20 protein-coding genes and 2 pseudogenes are annotated in these 22,433 nt (G+C 63.6%); 11 read left to right on the forward strand and 11 right to left on the reverse strand.

The features are described from left to right. Entirely contained in the window at positions 1–615 is a 615-nt protein-coding gene (cobO, locus tag ACZ89F_RS11360) for a cob(I)yrinic acid a,c-diamide adenosyltransferase (protein WP_476091920.1), read from the forward strand. Positions 616–630: 15 nt separating this feature from the next. On the opposite strand, the pseudogene cbiB reads toward cobO, so the two are convergent. Further along, positions 631–1,600 (reverse strand): annotated as a pseudogene (cbiB, locus tag ACZ89F_RS11365) (adenosylcobinamide-phosphate synthase CbiB). On the opposite strand from cbiB, the gene cobD reads away from it, so the two are divergent. Next, positions 1,599–2,645 carry a threonine-phosphate decarboxylase CobD gene (cobD, locus tag ACZ89F_RS11370; protein WP_476091922.1) on the forward strand — a complete coding sequence of 349 codons (1,047 nt, stop codon included), beginning with the start codon at positions 1,599–1,601 and terminating at the stop codon, positions 2,643–2,645. The pseudogene cbiB and the gene cobD overlap by 2 nt on opposite strands. Then, positions 2,642–3,151, forward strand: a complete 510-nt coding sequence (locus ACZ89F_RS11375) for a tyrosine phosphatase family protein (protein WP_476091924.1) — start codon at positions 2,642–2,644, stop codon at positions 3,149–3,151. Before cobD ends, ACZ89F_RS11375 begins: the two co-directional genes overlap by 4 nt. Before the next feature lie 22 nt (positions 3,152–3,173). On the opposite strand, the pseudogene ACZ89F_RS11380 reads toward ACZ89F_RS11375, so the two are convergent. The 4 genes and pseudogenes from ACZ89F_RS11380 to ACZ89F_RS11395 form a co-directional block, all read right to left on the reverse strand. Then, a pseudogene (locus tag ACZ89F_RS11380) lies at positions 3,174–3,471 on the reverse strand (type II toxin-antitoxin system RelE/ParE family toxin). After that, a complete protein-coding gene (locus ACZ89F_RS11385) occupies positions 3,471–3,719 on the reverse strand; it encodes a type II toxin-antitoxin system ParD family antitoxin (protein ID WP_183451247.1) in 249 nt (82 codons plus the stop codon). Before ACZ89F_RS11385 ends, ACZ89F_RS11380 begins: the two are co-directional and overlap by 1 nt. A 102-nt stretch (positions 3,720–3,821) precedes the next feature. Next, positions 3,822–4,625, reverse strand: coding sequence for a creatininase family protein (locus tag ACZ89F_RS11390; RefSeq protein WP_476091926.1), 804 nt, complete (start codon positions 4,623–4,625; stop codon positions 3,822–3,824). Between the two features lie 225 nt (positions 4,626–4,850). Beyond that, on the reverse strand, positions 4,851–5,234 hold the full coding sequence (locus ACZ89F_RS11395; RefSeq protein WP_476091928.1) for a RidA family protein: 384 nt from the start codon (positions 5,232–5,234) through the stop codon (positions 4,851–4,853). Positions 5,235–5,500: 266 nt separating this feature from the next. Here ACZ89F_RS11395 and ACZ89F_RS11400 point away from each other — a divergent pair, with 266 nt between their 5' ends. From ACZ89F_RS11400 to ACZ89F_RS11430, 7 genes are all read left to right on the forward strand, one after another. Next, positions 5,501–6,505 carry an ABC transporter substrate-binding protein gene (locus ACZ89F_RS11400; protein WP_476091930.1) on the forward strand — a complete coding sequence of 335 codons (1,005 nt, stop codon included), beginning with the start codon at positions 5,501–5,503 and terminating at the stop codon, positions 6,503–6,505. Between the two features lie 12 nt (positions 6,506–6,517). Next, positions 6,518–7,342 (forward strand): ABC transporter ATP-binding protein, encoded by an 825-nt coding sequence (locus ACZ89F_RS11405; protein ID WP_476091932.1) that lies wholly within the window; start codon positions 6,518–6,520, stop codon positions 7,340–7,342. Further along, complete coding sequence (locus tag ACZ89F_RS11410; RefSeq protein ID WP_109667888.1) at positions 7,329–8,180, forward strand: ABC transporter permease; 852 nt, start codon at positions 7,329–7,331, stop codon at positions 8,178–8,180. Before ACZ89F_RS11405 ends, ACZ89F_RS11410 begins: the two co-directional genes overlap by 14 nt. Before the next feature lie 4 nt (positions 8,181–8,184). Then, positions 8,185–9,486, forward strand: coding sequence for a cytosine deaminase (locus ACZ89F_RS11415; protein WP_476091934.1), 1,302 nt, complete (start codon positions 8,185–8,187; stop codon positions 9,484–9,486). Then, complete coding sequence (locus ACZ89F_RS11420; RefSeq protein WP_476097263.1) at positions 9,486–10,889, forward strand: FAD-binding oxidoreductase; 1,404 nt, start codon at positions 9,486–9,488, stop codon at positions 10,887–10,889. The genes ACZ89F_RS11415 and ACZ89F_RS11420 overlap by 1 nt, the downstream gene beginning before the upstream one ends. Before the next feature lie 205 nt (positions 10,890–11,094). Continuing rightward, complete coding sequence (locus tag ACZ89F_RS11425) at positions 11,095–11,676, forward strand: NAD(P)H-dependent oxidoreductase (RefSeq protein WP_476091936.1); 582 nt, start codon at positions 11,095–11,097, stop codon at positions 11,674–11,676. Continuing rightward, positions 11,676–12,263 carry an NAD(P)H-dependent oxidoreductase gene (locus ACZ89F_RS11430; RefSeq protein WP_476091938.1) on the forward strand — a complete coding sequence of 196 codons (588 nt, stop codon included), beginning with the start codon at positions 11,676–11,678 and terminating at the stop codon, positions 12,261–12,263. The genes ACZ89F_RS11425 and ACZ89F_RS11430 overlap by 1 nt, the downstream gene beginning before the upstream one ends. Before the next feature lie 44 nt (positions 12,264–12,307). Here the strand turns inward: ACZ89F_RS11430 and ACZ89F_RS11435 are convergent, their stop codons facing one another. The 5 genes from ACZ89F_RS11435 to ACZ89F_RS11455 all read right to left on the reverse strand — a co-directional run bounded on the left by ACZ89F_RS11435 (position 12,308) and on the right by ACZ89F_RS11455 (position 19,944). After that, positions 12,308–14,758 carry a GcvT family protein gene (locus ACZ89F_RS11435; protein WP_476091940.1) on the reverse strand — a complete coding sequence of 817 codons (2,451 nt, stop codon included), beginning with the start codon at positions 14,756–14,758 and terminating at the stop codon, positions 12,308–12,310. Beyond that, positions 14,755–15,936: a pyridoxal phosphate-dependent aminotransferase gene (locus ACZ89F_RS11440; RefSeq protein ID WP_476091942.1), complete on the reverse strand. Its 1,182-nt coding sequence runs from the start codon at positions 15,934–15,936 to the stop codon at positions 14,755–14,757. Before ACZ89F_RS11440 ends, ACZ89F_RS11435 begins: the two co-directional genes overlap by 4 nt. Further along, a complete protein-coding gene (locus ACZ89F_RS11445; protein WP_476091944.1) occupies positions 15,929–16,834 on the reverse strand; it encodes a homocysteine S-methyltransferase family protein in 906 nt (301 codons plus the stop codon). Before ACZ89F_RS11445 ends, ACZ89F_RS11440 begins: the two co-directional genes overlap by 8 nt. Beyond that, positions 16,831–19,284, reverse strand: coding sequence for a GcvT family protein (locus ACZ89F_RS11450; RefSeq protein WP_476091946.1), 2,454 nt, complete (start codon positions 19,282–19,284; stop codon positions 16,831–16,833). The genes ACZ89F_RS11445 and ACZ89F_RS11450 overlap by 4 nt, the downstream gene beginning before the upstream one ends. Positions 19,285–19,380: 96 nt before the next feature. After that, on the reverse strand, positions 19,381–19,944 hold the full coding sequence (locus tag ACZ89F_RS11455) for a helix-turn-helix domain-containing protein (RefSeq protein WP_476091948.1): 564 nt from the start codon (positions 19,942–19,944) through the stop codon (positions 19,381–19,383). A gap of 204 nt (positions 19,945–20,148) precedes the next feature. Here ACZ89F_RS11455 and ACZ89F_RS11460 point away from each other — a divergent pair, with 204 nt between their 5' ends. Then, positions 20,149–20,853 carry a nitroreductase gene (locus tag ACZ89F_RS11460; protein ID WP_476091950.1) on the forward strand — a complete coding sequence of 235 codons (705 nt, stop codon included), beginning with the start codon at positions 20,149–20,151 and terminating at the stop codon, positions 20,851–20,853. A gap of 38 nt (positions 20,854–20,891) precedes the next feature. Here the strand turns inward: ACZ89F_RS11460 and ACZ89F_RS11465 are convergent, their stop codons facing one another. Beyond that, positions 20,892–22,334 (reverse strand): MFS transporter, encoded by a 1,443-nt coding sequence (locus ACZ89F_RS11465; protein ID WP_476091952.1) that lies wholly within the window; start codon positions 22,332–22,334, stop codon positions 20,892–20,894. Positions 22,335–22,433 lie beyond the last annotated feature (99 nt).

Here is a 22,433-nt window from a genome sequence, read left to right on the forward strand (position 1 = left end):
ATGACCGACATCGAAGACCGGGACGAAGAACGCCATCGCGCCAAGATGGCCAAGCGCAAGGCCGTGCAGGATGCCGAGGTGGCGAGCAAGACGGTCGAGAAGGGGCTGCTGATCGTCAACACCGGCCCGGGCAAAGGCAAGACGACAGCCGCCTTCGGCCTGGCGCTGCGGATGCTCGGCTACGGCAAGCGCGTCGGCGTCGTCCAGTTCATCAAGGGTAAATGGCACACAGGCGAGAAAGACGCCTTCGCCGCCTTCGGCGACCGCGTCGTCTGGCACGCGATGGGCGAGGGCTTCACCTGGGAAACGCAGGATCTTAAGCGCGACATCGCAGCCGCCGAAGCGGCGTGGGCCAAGGTGCTGGAGCTGATGGCCGATCCGTCGATCAGCCTACTGGTGCTCGACGAACTGAACATTGCGCTGCGCTACGACTATCTTGATCTCGACAAGGTGGTAGCAGCGTTGGAGGCCCGGCGCGAGGGCCTGCACGTCGTCGTTACCGGCCGCAACGCCAAGCCGGCGCTGGTCGAGGCCGCCGACCTCGTCACCGAGATGGGCGTGACCAAGCACCATTTTTCCGCGGGCGTGAAGGCCCAGCAGGGCATCGAATTCTAAACGGCGATCGATCCGTCACGCCACAATGACGACCACCGCGACCAACCCAAACAGCGCGATCAGGAGATAGTCGGCGACGCGATAGAGTTTCAGCGCCTGCCTGATGTCGACGCTGTCGGCTTCGCGCCGCCCACCTTCGCCCATGAAGACGTCATCGACCAGCACGCCACCGTAGCTGCGCGGCCCGGCGAGTGCGAGACCGAGTGCACCGGCCATCGCGGCTTCCGGCCAGCCGGCATTGGGCGAGCGGTGCTTTTTGGCGTCGCGCCACACCGCGTGCCAGGCACTGCGCGGATCGGCGCCCCTGACCAGGAAAGCGGCCAGCACGATCAGCAGCGCCGTCAGCCGCGAGGCCGGCAGGTTGATCCAATCGTCGAAGCGCGCCGCCGCCCAGCCGAAGGCCTCGTGGCGCGGGGTGCGGTGGCCGATCATCGAATCGGCGGTGTTGGCGGCCTTGTAGGCGACGCCGCCGGCCAGGCCGCCGACGCCGGTCCAGAAGGCGGGGGCAACGATGCCGTCGGAAAAATTCTCGGCCAGGCTCTCGATCGCCGCGCGGCAGACACCGGCCCTGTCCAGTGTTTCGGGATCGCGGCCGACGATTCGCGAGACGGCCACGCGGCCCAGAGCGAGGCCACCGGTATCGAGTGCGTCGGCCACCGCCTCGACGTGCTCGTAGAGGCTCTTCTGCGACAGAAGCGACGTCGCCAGAAGGGCAGTGATGAATAGCCCCATGGGAACGAACCAGAGCAAGACCTGCACGCCGAGGCCAATTATCGCCGGCACCAGCACGATGACCAGCAGCGCCTGGACACCACGCTTGCGACGCAGCGCGTCGGGATCAGTGGCGTGGTTGAGCCTGCGGTCGAGAAAGGATATCAGCCTGCCGAACCACGTCACCGGATGGCCGATGGCGCGAAAACAGCCAGTCGGGGTAACCGAGGGCGAATTCGACGGCCAATGACAGGAAAGCGATCAGGACTGACATGAAGCTTCTTGAAGGAGCGGTGGACCATGGTGGAAGTCTTGGCCGGGCGAGGGCGCTTTTCCCCAACGCCATGCTGCCTTTCGTCGACCTCTCGACCGGTATCAATCCGCACTCCTACCCGCTTTTCGAGCTGCCCGCCACCACCCTGTCGCGGTTGCCGGAAGCCGCGCGCACGCGTGACCTGACAGAGATCGCGGCCAGCACCTATGGCGCGCCGTCGCCAGCCAACGTCGCGGCGGCTCCGGGCACGCAGATCCTGTTGCCGCGCGTCGCCTCGCTGATCGCGCCCGGCAAGGCGCTGGTGCTGGGTCCGACCTACGCCGAACATGCCCGCGCGGCAGCGATCGCCGGGCACGAGGTGATCGAGGTCGGCGATTTCGCTGATCTGGCCGGCGCCGACCTTGCCATCATCGTCAATCCGAACAATCCGGATGGCCGCATCATCGAGCGCGACCGTCTGCTGGCGCTGGCCGCCGGACTGCGCGCCAAGGGCGGGCTGCTGGTCGTCGACGAGGCGTTCATGGATGTCGGCCCGCGCGAGCACAGCCTCGCGGGCGATGTCGACCAGAGCGGCATCGTCGTGCTGCGTTCGTTCGGCAAGTTTTTTGGGCTGGCCGGTTTGCGGCTCGGCTTTGCACTTTCTGATGTGGCGACGGTCGAGCGGTTGGAAACGCAATTCGGCCCATGGGCAGTCGCCGGGCCGGCGCTGGAATACGGTATCCGCGCGCTTGCCGATATCGACTGGCAGGACGCGATGCGGGCATCCCTTGCGGATGCATCGGCGCGGCTCGATGCACTGTTCGGCGGCTTCGGCATTCCTGTCGTGGGCGGCACCACGCTGTTCCGCTATCTTCGCCTGGCCGATGCCAACGATTTATTTTCCGCTCTTGGCGAGCGCGGCATCCTGCTTCGCCATTTTGCCGACCGGCCGCATGTCCTGCGCGCCGGTCTGCCAGAGAGTGAGCTGGAATGGCAGCGGCTCGAATCCGCTCTTGCCGATTGGGCGGCGCGGCGCGAGGATCAATCGAAGGGTTCAAAACAATGATCCATGTCTGCTCGCTGGCAAAGATCGAGGAAACGGTGGCCAGGACCGGCGCCGACCGCATGCTGTCGTTGCTCGCCGCCGGAACGGAGGTGGTCCGTCCGGCCTCGATCTCGAGGGAAAACCATCTGCATCTGGTCATGCATGATATAGCGGTGGCGCAGGACGGCATGACCATGCCGGGCGAGGATCATGTTCGCAATCTGCTCGATTTCGCGCGCCGGTGGGACCGGGCAAGGCCGATGGTCGTGCATTGCTATGCCGGCATCAGCCGCTCGACCGCTTCGGCCTACATCATCGCCGCGGCATTGGCGCCAAAGCGTGACGAGGCCGAGCTGGCGCGGACGCTACGGACGCTGTCGCCCTCGGCGACGCCCAATCCGCGACTGATCGCCGTGGCCGATGCGCTGCTCGATAGAAAGGGCCGCATGGTCGAGGCGATCGAATCGATCGGGCGTGGCGCGGATGCCTTCGAAGGCACGCCCTTCGCGCTGAAGATCGACAGTTAGCTGCCTATATATCGTTGTTGGATTATCGAGTGCCTTCGTTCGCCCAATCTTCATGCCCGTGGCGGTACCCGGACAATGAACACGTCGCCGTCGGCTTCGATCCGGTAGACGACAAGATGGGCCTTGAAGGGATGGATACGCATCGGTGGCGCCAATTCAAGCCGCTCCCGCGCTATTCGGGGACTGGCGGCGATCAGGTCAAAGATCGCGAACAACTCGTCATGATACTGTCTGGCCTGCACAGCGCCGAACAGGCGTACCCCTTGCTCGGCAATGCCGACAATGTCCTCTTCCGCAGCTGAAGAAAGGCGAAATCCCACTACCCGGGTGTCTTTTCAGCGCGCTTAACCGCCTCAGTGAAAAGCGCGTCCCTGGATCGATTGCCGATGCCACTCCTCAAGCCATCATCGACAAAGCGCTGCATGGCGGCAATCTTGTCATTGCGCTCCTGATCCCGACGGATCAAATCGCGCACATAATCGCTCGCGTTGGCGTAGCGGCCCGTTTCGGCTTGCGCCTCAACCCAATCCTTCATCGGGTCGGGCAATGATACGTTCATTGTTGCCATACTGGCCTCCATATCCCGTCCAGTATGGTCCATTTTGGCAAAGTTTGTCAAAATCTCTTGTGGCAGCGCCTGCCTTTCGATGCCAGGCCACTGGTTTGGAGGCTACTTCAACCACTCTGCGAGCTTCGCCTTGCGCACATCGCGCAGCAGGCTGATGAAGCCGTCAGCCTGATGTTCCGCTGTCAGCCGGCCTTTCTCCGCCGTTGCGATGCTGGCGTCGCCGACCACGCCGTTAGGGTTGAGATCGCCTGCGATCCAGGCGAAGGCATGGGTGCCGGTGTGGCGCAGCAGTGCGAATTCCTTCTCGGCCTTGGCGACGTTGGAAACGAAATTGTCGGCCTTGCCCATGTCGACGAGGTCCGGCCTGAAATGCAGCATCAGCGAGGTCTCAACATCGCCGCCATGGATGCCGTGACGGTCCTCGAGTTCGGTGTACATGCCGGCCGGGCGGCCGAAGCGTTGCCAGCTGGTTTTCACCGCCAGCATCTTTTCGCGCACGCGCAATTCACGCGTGACGATGCCCATGATCTCTTCGTTGCCGCCATGCGAATTGACGACGATCAGCTTGCGCACGCCGGCGCGCGCGATCGACAGGCCAAGCTCGGTCCAGGCGTCGACCAGCGTCGTTGCCGGCAAGGTGAGCGTGCCAGGCGCATGCAGATGCTCGTTCGACTTGCCGACCGCCTGGACCGGCAGGATGCGGATGTCGAGATCGTCGGGTAGGCGCGAAATGACCGTGTCGAGCATGCCGTTCATGATCGAGGTGTCGGTCGAGACAGGCAGATGGGGGCCATGCTGCTCGATCGCCGCCACCGGGAGCACGGCGATCGTCGCCTCCGGGTCGATCGAGGCGTATTCGGTGGTCCGGTAATCGCCCCACCACGCGCGTTTTTTTATTTCGTTCATTTTCGAGCCTCGACGGAATTGATCTAACGTCGGCGCTGCCCCTCACCCTTACCCTCTCCCCGTGAAGAACGGGGAGAGGGGTCGCCAGCGTTGGAGCTTCACCCTTCTCCCCGTCACTATACGGGGAGAAGGTGCCGGCAGGCGGATGAGGGGCAGCGCAGACTTTGGTGTGGTGTAGCTTCAGATTGCCAGCCTGTCGATTCGCCGCGCCTCGCTTAGGCCCTCTCACCCGGCTGCGATGGCCTCGACCTCGACCTTGAATTCGGGGCGGGCAAAGCCGGAAACGATCATCAGCGTCGAGGCCGGCGCTGGGCTCGAAAACAGCCGGTCGCGGACATCCATATAGGGCCGCAAATACGCGCGGTCGGTGACATAAGCGTTGATGCGCACAATATCCCCAAGTCCCAGCCCAGCTTCGCCGAGGATCGCCTCGATGTTGCGGAAGCAGAGCTCGGCCTGCGCGCCGGCGTCCTCGGGAATCTGGTCGTCCGCCGTCATGGCGACCTGGCCCGAGCACAGCACCAGCCGCTTGCCCGGCGGCACCTCGACGCCGTGGCTGTAGCGGGCAAAAGGCGGCTTGATCGACTTCGGGGTGAGGAATCTGAACATGGCAATCTCCTGCATACCGCCAGCCTAGGGCGGGATGCGTTACAGGTTCAAGATGGCGGTGCATGTTGCCCGTGCGATTGTGGACAGGCGTTCAAAAAATAGGCACGATGCCTCCGGTGCAGCACGACCTTTCCGGCTTTCGCAGATGGCTGTGGTGCAGGCGGGCGGGTCCCGGCGCGAGACGCCGGTGGCATGTGTCTTGCTTCTTGAATCTTTGGTGTCGAGCCTGGCGCGTGGCGCGCCGGAGCAAACAAAGGGTGGTGTCGATGTACGGAAGACAGAAGATCTCGGTGGTGGTTGTGGCCTTGCTTGCAGCCAGCACGCTGGGTGCGGCTGCGAATGAAAAAGTCACCTTCGGCACCAACTGGTTGGCCGAGCCGGAACATGGCGGATATTATCAGTCCGTAGCGGACGGCACCTACGCTGCCTGCGGCCTCGACGTCACCATCATGCAGGGCGGTCCGCAGGTCAGCGGCCGGCCGATGCTGCTGGCCGGCAAGATCGACTTCTACATGGGCGGCAATCTGCTGTCGGCTTTCGATGCCGTCCAGCAAGGCATTCCGATGCGCGTCGTGGCAGCCGACTTCCAGAAGGACCCGCAGGTCATCATGTCCCACCCCGGCGAGGGGCTCGACAAGTGGGAAGATCTCAAGAACGCCGACCAGTATATTCTGGGTGACGAAGGTGTGCAGACCTTCTTCCAGTGGATGGTCACGGCGCTTGGCTTCGACGCCTCCAAGCGCGCGCCTTACACCTACAACACCGCTCCCTTCCTCGCCAACAAGAAGTCGATCCAGCAGGGCTACGTCACCTCCGAGCCGTTCGCGGTCAAGAAGGAAGGCGGCTTCGTGCCGAACCAGTTCCTGCTTGCCGACTATGGCTGGGACACCTACTCGACCACGATCGAGGTGATGCAGGACACGATCGACAAGAAGCCGGAGGTGGTCCAGTGCTTCGTCGATGGTTCGGCCAAGGGCTGGTACAAATATCTCTACGGCGACAACAAGGCCGCCAACGACCTGATCAAGAAAGACAATCCCGACATGAGCGACGAGCAGATCGCGTTCTCGATCGAGCAGATGAAGAAGTTCGGCCTGGCCGATTCCGGCGACACCGAAAAGCTCGGCATCGGCGCCATGAGCGACGAGCGGATCAAGAGCTTCTACGAGAAGATGGTCAAGGCCAAGGTCACGCCTGATGGCATCGACATCAAGAAGGCCTACACGCTGACCTTCGTCAACAAGGGCGTCGGGCTCGACCTGAAGAAATAGGCCGGTCCCGGCATGATAAGGGAAAAGGTGGCGCAAGCGCCGGCTCCGGACGTTGCTTCGACATTGCTGGCGCTGAGGGGCGTCGGCAAGGTCTTCTCCAACGGCGTGACAGCGCTGAGCGATGTCAACCTGACGATCCGGGAAGGCGATTTTCTCAGCCTGCTCGGTCCGTCGGGTTGCGGCAAGTCGACGGCGCTGCGGCTGATCGCCGGCCTGTCGATGCCGACCTCCGGCGTGCTCGATTGGCGCGGCGGCGGCTCGCTTGACCGCTCGAACATCGGCTTCGTCTTCCAGGAGCCGACGTTGCTGCCCTGGGCCAGCGTCTTCGACAATGTCTGGCTGCCGCTTCGGCTGAAAGGCATTTCGCGCGCCAAGGCCGCGCCGGCGGTGACGGAAATGCTGGCGCGGGTTCATCTGACCGGCTTCGAAGACGCGGTGCCGCGCGAACTGTCGGGGGGCATGAAGATGCGCGTCTCGATTGCGCGCGCCATGGTGACCAAACCGCGCGTGCTGCTGATGGACGAGCCGTTCGCGGCACTCGACGAGATCACCCGCTTCAAGCTCAACAATGATCTGCTGGACCTGTGGCAGGACGAGCGCTTCACCGTCGTCTTCGTCACCCACAGCGTCTTTGAAAGCGTGTTTCTCTCCAACCGTGTCGTCGTCATGGCGGCGCGGCCGGGCAGGGTGTTCGACGAACTCGCCATCGAGGCTTCCTATCCGCGCGACGAGGCGTTTCGCACTTCACCCGACTATGCGGCACTCTGCCGTCAGGCCTCCGACGTGCTGGTCAAGGCCATCAATTCAACAGCAGGCGCGCATCATGACGGCCATTGACGAGCGCGTGCTCGAACTCGACCCCGAGGAAGCACGCCGCGTGCGCCAGGAGCGGTTCGAACGGATCGGCCGCTGGGTGCTGCCGCTCGCGATCATGATCCTGGCGATCTGGCTGTGGGACCGCATCTGCGTGTGGAACGCGATCCCGCAATACATCCTGCCGCGTCCCGGTGTGGTGCTGTGGACGCTCTACAACGATGCCGGCCTGCTGTTTTCCTCACTGCTGGTCACCTTGCGCATCACCTTCCTCAGCCTGGCTCTGGCCGTCATCGGCGGGGTCGGGCTGGCGGTGCTGTTTGCGCAATCGAAATGGGTGGAGATGTCGTTCTTCCCCTTCGCCATCGTGCTGCAGGTGACGCCGATCGTGGCGATCTTTCCACTGATCAACATCTATGTGAACGACCAGACGACCAAGCTTCTGCTCTGCGCCTGGATCGTCGCCTTCTTTCCGATCCTGTCCAACACGACGCTTGGCCTCAACTCCGTCGACCGCAATCTGCGCGACATGTTCAAGCTCAATGGCGCGACGCGCTGGCAGCAGTTGCGCTATCTCAGGCTGCCGGCGGCGATGCCTTATTTCCTCGGCGGGTTGAAGATCGCCGGCGGCCTGTCGCTGATCGGCGCCGTGGTGGCCGAGTTCGTCGCCGGCACGACCGGCCAATCGTCTGGCCTTGCCTCGCGCATCATCGAGGCCGGCTACCGGCTCAACGCGCCGCGGCTGTTCGCGGCGCTGTTCTTGATCTCGCTCACCGGCATTTTGATCTTCCTCGTGCTGTCGCTGATTTCGCATCTCATTTTGCGGCGCTGGCACGAAAGCGCACTGAAGCAGGAGCGCTAGGTCCTTGATTCCGAACACAGGTTCATACCGGCTCGCCAATGTCAGGCTTCACACGTCCCTGACCCCAGGCCTTGGCGCTGCCCGCGACAGCGATGGCTTCGCGCTTGCCGACATCACCGTCGGCGACGGCAAGATCGCAGGCATTGCCGCGCATGGCCGATTGAGCCCGCCGGCGGATGCTGTCGATCTTGGCGGCCGCATCGTGCTGCCATGCTTCGTCGATTGCCACACGCATATCGACAAGGGCCATATCTGGCCGCGAAAACCCAATCCCGACGGCACGTTCATGGGCGCGCTGAATGCCGCCGGTGCCGATCGCGTGGCGCGCTGGAGCGCCGAGGACGTTGCCCGGCGCATGGATTTTTCGCTGCGCTCGGCCTACGCGCATGGCACCAAGGCGCTGCGCACGCATCTCGACAGCGTCGCGCCGCAGGAGGAAATCTCCTGGCCGGTGTTCGAGGCAATGCGTGAGACATGGCGCGGCCGCATCGAGTTGCAGGGCGCCTGCCTGCTCGGCATCGAGGGCGTGCGCGACAAAAAATGGTTCGACAGGCTGGCAAAGAGGGTTGCCGCTGCCAAAGGCGTGCTCGGCGTCGTCACCTATATGGTGCCGGATCTCGAAGAGCTGCTCGACCATGTCTTCGCGCAAGCCATCAAGCATGGCCTCGATCTCGATTTCCATGCCGACGAGACCGACGATATTTCCGCCATATCGCTGAAGAAGATCGCCGAGGCCGCACTCTGGAACGGCTTCGAAGGAAAGATCCTCGTCGGCCATTGCTGTTCGCTGGCACGCCAGCCGGACCTCGACGTGCTCGACACGCTGGACAAGGCGGCGAAAGCCGGGCTCGCCGTCGTCTCGCTGCCGATGTGCAATCTCTATCTGCAGGACCGGCGCGGCGACGGCACCACGCCGCGCTGGCGTGGCGTGACGCTGCTGCACGAGATGAAGGCGAGGGGCATTCCGGTGGCGGTCGCTTCCGACAACACGCGTGATCCTTTCTATGCCTATGGCGATCTCGACATGCTGGAGGTTTATCGCATGGCGACGCGCATCCTGCACTTCGATCATCCGGTCGCTGACTGGCCGCAAACGGTCACCGCGACGCCGGCCAGCGTGATGCGGCTCGACGGCTTCGGCACGCTTGCGGCTGGCGGGAATGCCGATTTCATCGTGTTCAAAGGTCGAAGCTGGACGGAATTGCTGTCGCGACCCGAATCGGATCGCATCGTCGTACGCGCCGGATATGTGATCGACCGGCAATTGCCCGATTATGCCGAACTCGACGAGCTGATGGTGGAATGATGGACGTTTCGGCGCTCAACCGCGATCTCGAAGGCCTGAAGGTCGACGACAATCCGGCCATCGTCCAGCAGAAGAGCCGCGACTTCTACTGGTACAGCCCGGTGCTGAAGCAACAGCTCGACCATGTCACCGGCGATTTGATCGTGACGCCAAAGACCGAGGCCGAACTGATCCGTGTGCTTGCCGCCTGTCATCGCCACGGCGTGCCGGTGACGCCGCGCGGCAGCGGCACCGGCAATTACGGCCAGGCGATGCCGCTCTCCGGCGGCGTCGTGCTCAACCTTGCCGAGATGAACGAGATCAAGTCGATCGCGCCGGGTCGCGTTGTGACCGGACCGGGGGCGATCCTGGCTGACATCGACAAGGCGACGCGGGCGCATTCCGGGCAGGAGCTGCGGCTGTCGCCATCCACCTACAACACGGCCTCGATCGGCGGCTTCATCGCCGGCGGTTCGGGCGGCGTCGGCTCGATCAATTTCGGCGGCCTGCGCGATTTCGGCAATGTGCTGCGGCTGCGCGTGGTGACCATGGAGGCCGAACCGAAAGCGCTCGAACTCACCGGCGAGGATCTGCACAAGGTGACCCATGCCTACGGCACCAACGGCATCATATCGGAAGTCGAGATGCCGCTGACGGCAGCCTATGACTGGGTCGATGTCATCGTCGGTTTCGACGGCTTCATGGACGCGGCCCGCTACGGTAATGCGCTGGCCTGCCAGGACGGCATCCTGACCAAGCTGATCACGCCGATAGCCGCACCCGTGCCGCAGCTCTATTTCAAGCGGCACCAGAAATTCCTGAGCGATGGGCAAAGCATCTGCGTCGTCATGGTGGCGCAGCATGGGCTGGATGCCTTCCTGGCCTTCACCAGGCGTGCCGGCGGGGCGGTGATCTTCAACGCCGCAACCGCAACGCCGGACGAAAAGAAGGGCCTGCCGCCGGCCTATGAGCTGGCCTGGAACCACACGACACTGAGGGCGCTGCGCGTCGACCCTTCGATCACCTATCTGCAATCGCTCTATCCCTTTCCCAACCAGCTGGCGCTGGTCGAGAAGATGGACGCGATGTTTCCCGGCGAGGTCTTCTCGCATCTCGAATTCGTGCGGCTGGACGGGAACATTACCTGCTTCGGCCTGCCGCTGGTCAAGTTCACCAGTGAGGCTCGGCTCGACGAGATCGTGCGCCTGCATGAGGAGAATGGCTGCCCGATCTTCAACCCGCATCGCTACACGCTTGAAGAGGGCGGCATGAAGCAGACCGACGCGGTGCAGCTAGCCTTCAAGCGCGAGACCGATCCGCAAGGCCTGCTCAACCCCGGCAAGATGATCGCCTGGGAAAACCCGGACTACGACTACCGTTCGGGCCGGACTTTTCTGTTCAAGGGGCTGCAAAGGCTGGGATGAGGACAGGTTTGCGCTTGAACACCCCCCTCTGTCCTGCCGGACATCTCCCCCGCAAGGGGGGAGATTGGCAGCCTCTGAGTCGCGACCATTCTGCGGCGTTGACAGTTGGCGAAAGCGATGCGGCAGTCCGATCTCCCCCCTTGCGGGGGAGATGCCCGGCAGGGCAGAGGGGGGCGCCTCGCACTGACCTAAGGGATATTCCCCTGTGAACATCCTCGTCCTCTACGCCCATCCGGTCGAGACCAGCTTCAATGCCGGCCTCCACCGGATGATCGTCGAGCGGTTGACGGCGGCGGGCCATACAGTCGACGACTGCGACCTCTATGCCGAAGGTTTCGATCCGCGGCTGACGCGCCGGGAAAGACTGGACTATCACAACCAGCGCGGCTCCGCCGATGCGGTGGCTTCCTATGTCGAACGTCTGCTGCGCGCCGATGCGCTGGTGCTGTCCTATCCGGTCTGGAATTACGGCTTTCCTGCGATACTGAAAGGCTTCTTCGATCGCGTCTTCCTGCCGGGCGTGTCGTTCAAGCTGGTCGACGGCAAGGTGCAGCCGTCGCTGCACAACATCCGCAAGATCGCGGCGGTTACCACCTATGGCGGCAGCCGGTTCCGCGCCATGCTGATGGGCGATCCGCCGCGCAAGCTGATCAAGCGCATGCTGCGGGCCACCGTAAAACCGGGCGCACCGGTGAGCTATCTCGCGCACTACGCAATGAACCTGTCGACCGACGAAACGCGGAAGTCCTTCATGACGAAGGTTGCGGCGAGCATGGATGCGTTCTGATGCGGGTCCTCGTGGTCTACTGCCATCCGGTACCGGAGAGTTTTTGCGCCGCAATCCGCGATACCGCCGTGGACGTGCTGAAGGCGAGTGGCTGGGAGGTGCGGCTGCTCGACCTCTATGCAGAGAAATTCGACCCGGTGATGGGCTGCGACGAGCGGCGCTCCTACAATGACCAGGCGCCGCAGGATCCGGCGTTGAAGCCGCATTTCGAGCTGCTCAGCTGGGCCGAAGCGATTCTGTTTGTCTATCCGACCTGGTGGTACGGGCTGCCGGCGATGCTGAAAGGCTGGCTCGACCGGGTGTGGGCGACGGACGTCGCCTTCAAGCTGCCCGCCGGTAAGGGACGGATCAAGTCGCTGATGACGCATGTGACCAAGGTCGGCGTCATCACCACTTGCGGCGCGCCGACCTGGTGGAGCGTCGTCGTCGGCCAGCCGGGACGCAAGACCCTTTTGCGCGGCATGCGGGCACTGTGCGCGACGCGCTGCCGAACCTTTTTCCTGGCGCATTATCTGATGGACGCCTCGACGCCGCAGACGCGGGCGGCGTTTCTGGCCAAGGTGCGGGCGAAGTTGGAGCGGTTTTAGGAACAGCTTTCTTCGCCCCGTAAACGGGGAGAAGGTAAGAGGCGCTACATTCTCGTCCGCTCCGACTTCGGATCATACATCGGCTTCAGCGACGCCTCCGCCGCAAAACGCTCGCCGGCGATCTCGATCTCGTAGGATGAGCCCAGCACATCCGCCTCGCTCTCGCCCTGGCATGGTACATAACCCAGCCCGACGGCGCCGCCGAGGTGATGACCGTAATTGCCAGACGTGATCGGACCAACGATCTTGCCGTCACGCAGGATCGCCTCGTTGTGGAAGAGCAGGGGTTGCGGGTCTTTCAGCCGGAACTGGACCAGCCTGCGTGACAGACCAGCTTCCTTTTTCTTCAAAACTGCATCACGGCCGATGAAGCCGCCCTTGGCCGTCTTCACAGCGAAGCCAAGGCCGGCTTCCAGCACATTGTCCTCATCGGTGATGTCGTGGCCGAAATGGCGAAAGGCTTTTTCGATGCGGCAGGAATCCAGCGTGTGCAGGCCGCAGAGTTTCAGGCCGACTTCGGTGCCGGCCTCGTCGATTGCTTCGAAAACATGGGCCGCTTGGTCGGTCGAGACATAGAGCTCCCAGCCGAGTTCGCCGACATAGGTGACACGATGCGCGCGGGCCAAGCCCATGCCGATCTCGATCTCCTGGAACGTGCCGAACGGGTTGGTCTCGTTGGAGAAATCGTTCGGGCTCACCTTCCGGATCAGGTTGCGCGCATCCGGCCCCATCAGGCAGAGCACGCTTTCGGCCGCCGTCACATCGGTGACGACGACGAATTCGTCGGTGATGTGCTTGCGCAGCCAGGCAAGATCGCGCTGCAGCGTCGCGCCTGGCACGACGAGGAAATAGGCCGTATCCGACAGCCGCGAGACTGTCAGGTCGCTCTCGATGCCGCCGCGCTGGTTGAGCATCTGCGTGTAGACGATCTTGCCCGGCGCGACATCCATGTCGTTGGCGCACAGCTTCTGCAGGAAAGCACAGGCGTCGCGGCCCTCGACACGAATCTTGCCGAACGAGGTCATGTCGAACAGGCCGACGCCGTTCCTGACCGCGAGGTGTTCCTCGCGCTGGTTGTCGAACCAGTTCTGGCGCTTCCAGGAATAGCGGTATTCGCGCTCCTGGCCCTCGCGGGCAAACCAGTTGGCGCGCTCCCAGCCGGCAACTTCGCCGAAGACCGCGCCGCGCGCCTTCAGGTGCTCGTGCAGCGGCGAACGCCTGACATTCCTCGAGGTCGCCATCTGGCGATAGGGGAAGTGGTCGGCATAGAGCAGGCCAAGCGTTTCGGAGACGCGCTCCCGGAGGTAACGGCGGTTCTTCTGGAACGGCTGGGCGCGGCGGATGTCGACTTCCCATAGGTCGAAGGGGGCTTCGCCATCATTGATCCACTGCGCCAGCGCCATGCCGGCGCCGCCGGAGGAGACGATGCCGATCGAATTGTAGCCGGTCGCCATCCAGTAGCCGGACAGCTCCGGCGCCTCGCCGAGATAGTAGCGGTCGTCGGGCGTAAAACTCTCGGGACCGTTGAAGAAGGTGTGGATGCCGGCGGTCGCCAGCATCGGCATGCGGTTGACGCCCATTTCGAGGATCGGCTCGAAATGCTCCATGTCCTCGGGCAATTGGTCGAAGCAGAAATCCTCGCGGATGCCGTCCATGCCCCAGGGCTTTGCCACCGGCTCGAACGCGCCCAGCATCATCTTGCCGGCGTCCTCCTTGTAGTAGGCGCACTCGTCGGGCACGCGCAGCACCGGCAGACGAGTGAGACCGGGGATCGGCTCGGTGACGAGATAAAAATGCTCGCAGGCATGCAGCGGGATTGTGACGCCGTTCTGCGCGCCCAGTTCGCGCGCCCACATGCCGGCGCAGTTGACGACGATGTCGGCTTCGATGGTGCCTTGGTCTTCGCCCTGTGCCCAGGACACGCCGGTGACGCGGCCGGCCTTGGTGTGGACCTTGGTGACCTTCACATTCTCGACGATGGTGGCGCCGCGCTGGCGTGCGCCCTTGGCCAGGGCCATGGCGATGTTGGCGGGGTCGCACTGACCGTCGAGCGGCAGATGCACAGCGCCGACGACGTCCGAGACATTCAGATGCGGGTACATCTGCTTGACTTCATTGGGAGAAATCTCGCGGACATCGACATCGAAGGCGCGAGCGAGCGATGCCTGCCGGTAGATCTCGTGCTTGCGCTCCTCGGTCAGCGCCACGGTGATGGAGCCGACTTGGCGCATGCCGGTGCCGACTTCGGTTTCGGCTTCCAGCTTGACGTAGAGGTCGGCCGAATATTTCGCCAGCCGGGTCATGTTCTGGGAGCCGCGCAACTGGCCGATCAGGCCGGCGGCATGCCATGTCGTGCCCGACGTCAGCTGCTTGCGTTCCAGGAGCACGATGTCGGTCCAGCCAAGCTTGGCCAGATGGTAAGCGACCGAACAGCCGGAAACGCCGCCGCCGATGATGACGGCTCTTGCTTTGGCGGGAATTGCCTTGGCGGTCATGCTGCCTCACGACGGTAGCTGGAAGCGAAACGACGCAGCCGGAGCGCTGCTTCCTGCAGCATGGGTTCGGGCTGGCAGAGGCTGATGCGAATATGGCCGGCGGCTGCCTCGCCGAAGCTGGAACCCGGCATCACGCCGACATTCTCCTTGTCGAGGAAAGCGAAGGCGAATTTCTCGTCGTCCGGCTCGATGTCGCCGATGTCGAGCATGACATACATGCCGCCCTCGGAGCCGCGCACGGTGATGTTGTTCATGCCGCGCACGGCATCGAGGAAGACGGTGCGGCGCGCGGCGTAGCGTTCGGCAATGTCCTTGACGCCATAGCGGTTCTCGAGCGCCTCGGCGCAGGCGATCGAGATGAAGGCCGGCAGGCCGTAAGTCGTCACCAGATTGAGATTGGTGAGCAGCGTGATCATCGCTTCAGGACCGGTCAGCCAGCCCATGCGCCAGCCGGTCATGCCGTGGCTCTTCGACATCGAATTGATGACCAGCGTTCGTTCAGCCATGCCGGGCAATGAGCGCGGCGAGACATGCTCGCCGCCGCCCAGCGTCCAATAGACTTCGTCCGACAGCAGCCAGAGGTCATGCTCGCGGCAGATCTCGGCAAGCTGCTCCAGCCGCTCGCGCGAATAGACTGCACCGGTCGGGTTGTTCGGCGTGTTGATGAGAATGGCGCGCGTGTTCGGCCGGAGTGCCGCGCGGATCATCTCGGCACGTGGCTGGAAGCCGTCCTCGGCGGGTGTCTCGACCACGGTGAAACTGGCGCCGGCGGCGCTGAACGTGTTGGGGTAGGTGGCGTAATAGGGCGCTACGACGATGGCGTGGTCGCCCTGGTCGAGCACGGCTTGCACCGCCGCGTAGAGTGCGGCCTGGCCGCCCGGCGTGGCGATGACTTGATCCGGCGTCGTCTCGACGCCGGTGCAGGCGCTCGAGGCTGCCGCCATGGCCTTGCGCAGGCGCGGCAGGCCGGAAAGCGGCGTGTAGTGGTGGTTGCTGCCGCGAACCGCGGTCACGCACGCTTCGATCGTTTCCGAAGGCGTGTCGAAGTCGTGATCGCCGACCGACAGCATGATGATGTCTTCGCCGGCCGCCTTGCGGGCCCAGGCGGCCGAATGGACTTCCCAGCCGTCCTTGCCCGAAGGCACGATGCCGGAAATGCGCGATGATGGTCTAGGCATGCAAAACTCCCGAAATTTCGTAGCCGGCCTGTTCGAGCCGGTCGCGCAGAGCGGCGATATGCGCCGGTCCGACTTCGCAGCAGCCGCCGACAATGTCGGCGCCGGCCTCGACCCAGCCGATCGCCTGGTCGGCATAGGCGTCCGGACCAAGGTCGTGACGGGCATGCAGCACATCGACGGTGCCGCCATGCTTGAGCGCTTCGGTGGAGGTGAAGCCATTGGCATAGGCGCCGACCGGGCCGCCGAGATCGATCAGTTCAGGCAAGGCCGCCGCGATCGCTTCGGGCCGGCAGCAGTTGAGCAGCCGCGCCGCGACGGCCAAGCCGTCGAGCGCACCTGCCGCTGCGGCTATTGTCTCGCCGCTGCGCAGCTGCGGCTTGCCATGGTCGGCGAGCGTCCACGACACCCATACCGGCTTGCCGCTTTCCGATGCCGCGGTGACGGCCGCGCGTGCTTCGTCCGCCGACGCCATGGTTTCGCACAGGAACAGGTCGACACCATCCGCCTGCTCGGCAACGATGCGGCGGTAGATGTCGAGCGTGTCCTGATATGAGATGGTCAGTGCCGGCGCGTAGCTGCCGAACAGCGGCGACAGGCAGCCGGCGATGGTTGCATCGCCTGCCTGCTCGCAAGCCTGCCTGGCCAGTTCGATGCCGCGCTTCTGCAACGGCTTGAAGAGGTCTTCCGCGCCCTCGCGCGCCAGGCGTTCGGGTGTCGCAGAATAGGTGTTGATGGTGATGACACGGGCGCCGGCACGGATGAATTCCGCGTGCAGGTCGCGCACCAGATCCGGCTCGTCGATCAGCACCCTGGCCGACCATAGCGGCGTCGGCTCGGATTGGCTGCGGCGGACCAGTTCCTGGCCCATGCCGCCATCGGTGAGGATGATCTTCTTCATGCGCGCAGCCTGTCGTTCTTCGGATCCCACAGTGGCTCGTCTTTCTGCACGATCGCCTGAAAACGCTCGCCGAAAATCTCGACCTCGATTGCGGTGCCGGGTTCCGCCAGGTCCGCACGCAGCATGCCGAGCGCGATCGATTTGTCGATACGATGACCCCAGCCGCCTGACGTCGTCTCGCCGACGATCTTGCCGTCATGCCACAGCGTCGACACCGAAGGGGCGTCACAATCGCCGGGATTTTGGACAACCAGCGTGACGAAGCGCTTCTTCACGCCTTGCTGTTTTTCGTTCAGCAATGCCGTCTTGCCGCGGAAGTCGGGCTTGTCCCATTTGACGAAGCGCTCGAGCCCGCCCTGCAGGATCGAATAGTCGGTCGACAGATCGCCCTTCCAGGTGCGGTAGCCTTTTTCGAGCCTGAGCGAATCCAGCGCATACATGCCGAACGGCTTCAGCCCGTGATGTTGTCCTGAAGCACAGATGGCGTCGAAGATGGCGGCGGTGTCGTCGACCCTTGTGTGGATTTCCCAGCCGAGTTCACCGGCGAAGGAGACGCGCACCAGCTTCGCCCACCGACCGGCGATCTTCGTCTCCTGATGCGTCAGCCATGGCAGAGTGAGGTCGGCTTCACAGACATCGGCGAGGACTTTTCGCGAGTTCGGGCCGGCCAGGATCTGGGTCGAGAATTCCTCGGTCCGGTCGATCAGCCTGAACGGCGCGTGCTTGGGCAGACCTGATTTCAGCCACTCGAAATCATGCCATTGCGCGACCGCCGCGGTGATCAGCGTCATCATAGTCTCGTCGTGGCGCACGACGGACATTTCGGTGACGATGCGGCCCTTGTCGTCGGCGAAATAGACGAGGCCGATGCGACCAGGCTTCGGCACCAGCCCGGTGACCTGCAGGCTCAGCCATTCGGCGGCACCCGGGCCTTCCAGGTTGAAGCGGGAGAAGCCCGGCAGATCCAAAATGCCGGCGGCGTCACGCACGGCCAGGCATTCTTCGCGCACGCGATGCTGCCACGGTCCTTCGCGGCGGAAGGTCAGCGTCGCTTCCTCGGAAACATCATCGCCATCCTGCGCATACCAGGTGGCGCGCTCCCAGCCATTATAGGCGTCGAAGCGGCCACCGAGCGCCTTGATGCGATCGTGGATCGGCGACAGCTTGCGGTCGCGGCCTTCCGGCCAGGCATGGCGCGGAAACTGGATGGCGTATTCGTTGCCGTAGATCTCCATGCCTTTGGCGACGCAATAGTCCGGGGCCGAGGCAAAGGACGTGAAGCGGCGCGGATCGCACGACCACATGTCCCATTCGGTCTGGCCCTCGGTCACCCATTCGGCCAGCACCTTGCCGGCGCCACCGCCCTGGGCGATGCCGAAGGTGAAGACGCAGGCCTCGAAGGCATTGGGAACGCCGGGCATCGGCCCGATCAGCGGATTGCCGTCCGGTGTGTAGGGGATCGGCCCGTTGATGACCTTGGACAGGCCGGCGGTGCCCAGGATCGGCACGCGGGCGACGGCGTCGGACAGATAGTGCTCCAGCCGGTCGAGATCGTCGGGGAACAGCTGGAAGGAAAAATCCTCCGGCATCGGGTCGTTGTGGGTGGCCCAATGCGCGCGGCAATTGCGCTCATAGGGGCCGAGATTCATGCCGTTCTTTTCCTGACGCAGATAGTAGGAGGTATCGACGTCGCGCAGCAGCGGCAGCTTTTTGCCCTGTTCTTTCGACCATGCCGCCAGTTCGGGAATCTCCTCGAACAGGATGTACTGATGGCTCATCACCATCATCGGCACGTCGCGGCCGAACATCTTGCCCACTTCGGCGGCGCGGTAGCCGGCGGCATTGACGACGATCTCGCAGCGGATCTCGCCTTGTGCCGTCTCGACCACCCACTCGTCATTCTCGCGGCGCGCGCCCGTGACCGGGCAGAAGCGGATGATCTTCGCGCCCATGTCACGCGCGCCCTTGGCCAACGCTTGCGTGAGCTGTGCCGGGTCGATGTCGCCATCGCTCGGATCGTAGAGCGCGCCTTTCAGATCATGTGTCTCGATGAAGGGATAGCGGCGCTTGATCTCGTCGACGCCGACAATATCGATGTCCATGCCCTGGTAGCGGCCCATGCCCTTGGCACGCTGAAATTCCTGCATGCGCTCTTTCGTATGGGCAAGGCGCAGCGAGCCGGTGACGTGATAGTTCATGGGATAGTCGACCGCGTCGGCCAGCCCGCGATAAAGCTCGGTCGAATAGCGCTGCATGTTCATCAGCGACCAGGACGAGGAGAAGGTCGGCACATTGCCGGCGGCATGCCAGGTCGAGCCGGAGGTCAGCTCGTTCTTTTCGAGCAGCACGCAGTCGGTCCAGCCCGCCTTGGCGAGATGATAGAGCGAGGAGGTGCCGACGGCGCCGCCTCCGATGATCACCACGCGCGCCGTGCTCGGCAAACCCGCCATGTTCTTCTCCCAAATCTTCAGCGCGTTGCGCTTCTATTTTTGTTTTGATGCACGTCGTTGTCCCAAAACCGCTGCACACTTTTGGGCGACATGCATTCAATAAACCGGCGGCGAAACCACCCAGATGACAATTGCCGGCTCGGTCCCCGGATTGCGCCAGCGGTAAGGCTTGCCTTCGAAGCGAAAGGAATCGCCCTCGCCAAGCCGATGCCAGATGCCTGCTATCTCGATGTCGAAGAGTCCGGACGCGACATATCCGGCTTCCTCGGTCGGCCGCCGCGCCTCGGCCTTCAGTTCCGCGCCGGGCGCGAAGACCGAACGCACCATCTCGAAGCTACCGCCGAGATCGGGCGACAGAAGCTCCTCCACCAGGCCGGTTTCGCTTGTGCCAAGCGTGCGGCGCCGGCCGGCGCGCACGACCACGCCGCGCTCGCTTTCGACGGGCACGTCATGGCTGAAGAACAGGCTGATCGGCACGCCGAACAGTTCGGCGAAGGCTCTGAGATCGCTGAGCGACGGCGTCGACAGGCCACGCTCGACCTGGCTGACCCAGCCGACCGAACGGCCAAGCTTCAGGCCGATCTCGGCGAGCGTCAGCCCGCGCGCCCTGCGCAAGGCCCTGATATCGCCGGCAAGCACGCGCTCGTCAGGTCCCTGCAATGTTCTTGCTGTAGGCGAAGGCAAAACGCTCACTTCATGAAAAAATCCAGTCAAATTTCATGAGAAATCAAGCTCGTGAAAAAATCAAGTGGATTTTCACGGATGCACAAGATTTGCTTGCGCGATTTTGGCGGTTCATGCAAAGGCTCGGGCACGAACGGCGAGTGGGGACGTCCGGTCGAGACGAGGGTTAAGGGACGGCCCATGCTGAAAAACAACACCCGAATTGCGAGCGATGCCGAGATTGTCGACGAGGCAATCCTGTCGCGCCGTTCGGTGCGCGCATTTCTGCCCGACATGGTCGACGACGACACCATCCGCGCCATCCTGGCGGTTGCGGCGCGGGCTCCGTCCGGCACCAACATGCAGCCGTGGAAGGTCTACGTCACCAAGGGCGAGACCAAGCAGCGGATATCGGACGCCATTCTCAATTCCGGCATTCGCGCCGAAAAGGCCGACTGGGACGAATACCGCTACTATCCCACGCAATTCTTCGAGCCTTATCTGACCCGCCGCCGCGCCAACGGCTTCGGCCTCTATGGCGCGCTCGGCATCGGCCGCCGCGAGGTCGACAAGATGCGTGCCCAGCACGACCGCAATTTCGTCTTCTTCGACGCGCCGGTCGGCATGATCTTCACCATCGATCGCCGGCTCAACCAGGGCTCATGGATCGACTATGGCATGTTCCTGCAGAACATCATGGTCGCGGCGCGGGGCAGGGGTCTGCACACCTGCCCGCAAGCGGCCTTCGCGCCCTATCACCGGCAGATCAGGCCGGTGCTCGACATTCCGGACGAAGAGATCGTCGTCTGCGGCATGGCGCTAGGCCATGAGGACACGTCAAAACCTGAAAACACCTTCCGCACCGACCGCGTGCCGCTGGAAGAGTGGGTGACGTTCAGCGAATAGCGGCAGCCTGGCCAATCGGCCAACATGGGCGGCATGCACTATTCCGTGTTCATCTGAGCGCCGTGGCCGCTGACATGGGCGCCGTCCTGCGGCGTCAGCTTGAGGTAGGCGAGCAGCGCGCAGAGCGTGATGACGCCCTCGATCACGAACAGGATGCGGAAGTCGTCGGCGACGGCTGGACCACCGCCGGCCAGGAACGACAGTGCCGCGGCGGCCAGGCCGACGCTGATCGCCACCGCCAGCTGCCACAGTATGTAATAGAGGGCGCTGAAGCGGGCGAGCTGTTCGGGCGCGATGTCGGAATAGGCCAGATTGCCGGTCGAAGCCCATTGCGCGGAGCGGAAGACGCCGAAGACGAAGATGTAGGTCAGCACGATCCAAACCGGCGTGGTCGCCTGCATCAAGGCGAAGCCGGCGACCATCACGGCGACGATCGGGGTGTTGTAGACCAGCACGCGGCGGAAGCCGAAGCGGTTGAGGACGCGCGGCATGAAGAAGCGCATCGCCACCGAGCCGACCGCGGCGACGAAGGTCAGCGATCCCGCCTGCACCGCGCTCATGCCGAAGCCGAGCTGGAACATCAGCGGCAGCAGGAAGACGACGGAGCTGAGACCGATTGTGTCCAGCCCGCCGCCGGTGAGGAACGAAATGCGGAAGGTGCGGATGCGCAAGAGCTTGAGATCGAGCAGCGGATTGCGCACGCGCAGGCAGTAGAACGAGGCGATGGTCAGGATGACCAGCGCCAGCGCCAGTTCGCAGGCGATGATGCCGCCGGCAGCATCCTTGGCGGCAAGCGAATCCATGCCGAAGACCAGCAGCACCATGCCGCCGCCGACCAGCAGGAAGCCTGGAAAGTCGAACGGCGTGCGCACCGGCTTGGTCATCGTCGGAAACAGCGAGGCGGCAAGAATTGCCGCCGCCAGCGCGAAAGGCACATTGATGAAGAAGATCCAGCGCCATGAAATGTAGGTTGTCAGCGCGCCGCCGACGAGCGGCCCGACCAGCGGTCCGGACTGGCCGGCCAGCGAGATATACATGTTGATCTTGAGCGTGCGGCTGCGCGGAAAGGTCGACAGGATGACGACCTGGCCGAGCGTGCCCATCAAGGCGCCGCCGAAGCCTTGCAGCGCGCGCGCGCCAACCAGCATCCAGATGTTATCAGACAGCCCGCACAGCGCCGACGAGGCGGCGAACACCAGCAAGGCAAAGCAGTAGACGTTGCGCAGGCCAAAGCGGTCGGCGGCCCAGCCGCCTAGCGGCATTGAGATGATCAGGCTGGCGACATAGACGGTGATGAGCAAGCCGAGCTGGCTGGGCGGACGGCCAAGGCTTTCGCTGATGCCGGGCAGTGCCGTCACCACGACATTCTGGTCGAGGCTGGTCATGAACACGCCGCAGGCGACCGTCAACGGCAGCAGGAGCAAGGCTCTGGCCGGCACATCGGCGCGATCCGTGGCGCCGGCGGATAGTTCAGCGGTCATGGGGATGTTCGAACCAAACGGATGTGCCGACTCTTGAAGAAGGGATTTCATATCCCTGGGCCGGTTGGGCGGCCATTCTCCCACCATGGGCGCCTGCGG

This window comes from Mesorhizobium sp. USDA 3734 (assembly GCF_056279665.1).

Excerpts from the sequence above, each read along its gene's own strand:
- cobO (WP_476091920.1), top strand. The coding sequence starts at position 1 with ATGACCGACATCGAAGACCGGGACGAAGAACGCCATCGCGCCAAGATG.
- cobD (WP_476091922.1), top strand. The coding sequence starts at position 1,599 with ATGAAGCTTCTTGAAGGAGCGGTGGACCATGGTGGAAGTCTTGGCCGG.
- ACZ89F_RS11375 (WP_476091924.1), top strand. The coding sequence starts at position 2,642 with ATGATCCATGTCTGCTCGCTGGCAAAGATCGAGGAAACGGTGGCCAGG.
- ACZ89F_RS11385 (WP_183451247.1), bottom strand. The coding sequence starts at position 3,719 with ATGGCAACAATGAACGTATCATTGCCCGACCCGATGAAGGATTGGGTT.
- ACZ89F_RS11390 (WP_476091926.1), bottom strand. The coding sequence starts at position 4,625 with ATGAACGAAATAAAAAAACGCGCGTGGTGGGGCGATTACCGGACCACC.
- ACZ89F_RS11395 (WP_476091928.1), bottom strand. The coding sequence starts at position 5,234 with ATGTTCAGATTCCTCACCCCGAAGTCGATCAAGCCGCCTTTTGCCCGC.
- ACZ89F_RS11400 (WP_476091930.1), top strand. The coding sequence starts at position 5,501 with ATGTACGGAAGACAGAAGATCTCGGTGGTGGTTGTGGCCTTGCTTGCA.
- ACZ89F_RS11405 (WP_476091932.1), top strand. The coding sequence starts at position 6,518 with ATGATAAGGGAAAAGGTGGCGCAAGCGCCGGCTCCGGACGTTGCTTCG.
- ACZ89F_RS11410 (WP_109667888.1), top strand. The coding sequence starts at position 7,329 with ATGACGGCCATTGACGAGCGCGTGCTCGAACTCGACCCCGAGGAAGCA.
- ACZ89F_RS11420 (WP_476097263.1), top strand. The coding sequence starts at position 9,486 with ATGGACGTTTCGGCGCTCAACCGCGATCTCGAAGGCCTGAAGGTCGAC.
- ACZ89F_RS11430 (WP_476091938.1), top strand. The coding sequence starts at position 11,676 with ATGCGGGTCCTCGTGGTCTACTGCCATCCGGTACCGGAGAGTTTTTGC.
- ACZ89F_RS11435 (WP_476091940.1), bottom strand. The coding sequence starts at position 14,758 with ATGACCGCCAAGGCAATTCCCGCCAAAGCAAGAGCCGTCATCATCGGC.
- ACZ89F_RS11440 (WP_476091942.1), bottom strand. The coding sequence starts at position 15,936 with ATGCCTAGACCATCATCGCGCATTTCCGGCATCGTGCCTTCGGGCAAG.
- ACZ89F_RS11445 (WP_476091944.1), bottom strand. The coding sequence starts at position 16,834 with ATGAAGAAGATCATCCTCACCGATGGCGGCATGGGCCAGGAACTGGTC.
- ACZ89F_RS11450 (WP_476091946.1), bottom strand. The coding sequence starts at position 19,284 with ATGGCGGGTTTGCCGAGCACGGCGCGCGTGGTGATCATCGGAGGCGGC.
- ACZ89F_RS11460 (WP_476091950.1), top strand. The coding sequence starts at position 20,149 with ATGCTGAAAAACAACACCCGAATTGCGAGCGATGCCGAGATTGTCGAC.
- ACZ89F_RS11465 (WP_476091952.1), bottom strand. The coding sequence starts at position 22,334 with ATGACCGCTGAACTATCCGCCGGCGCCACGGATCGCGCCGATGTGCCG.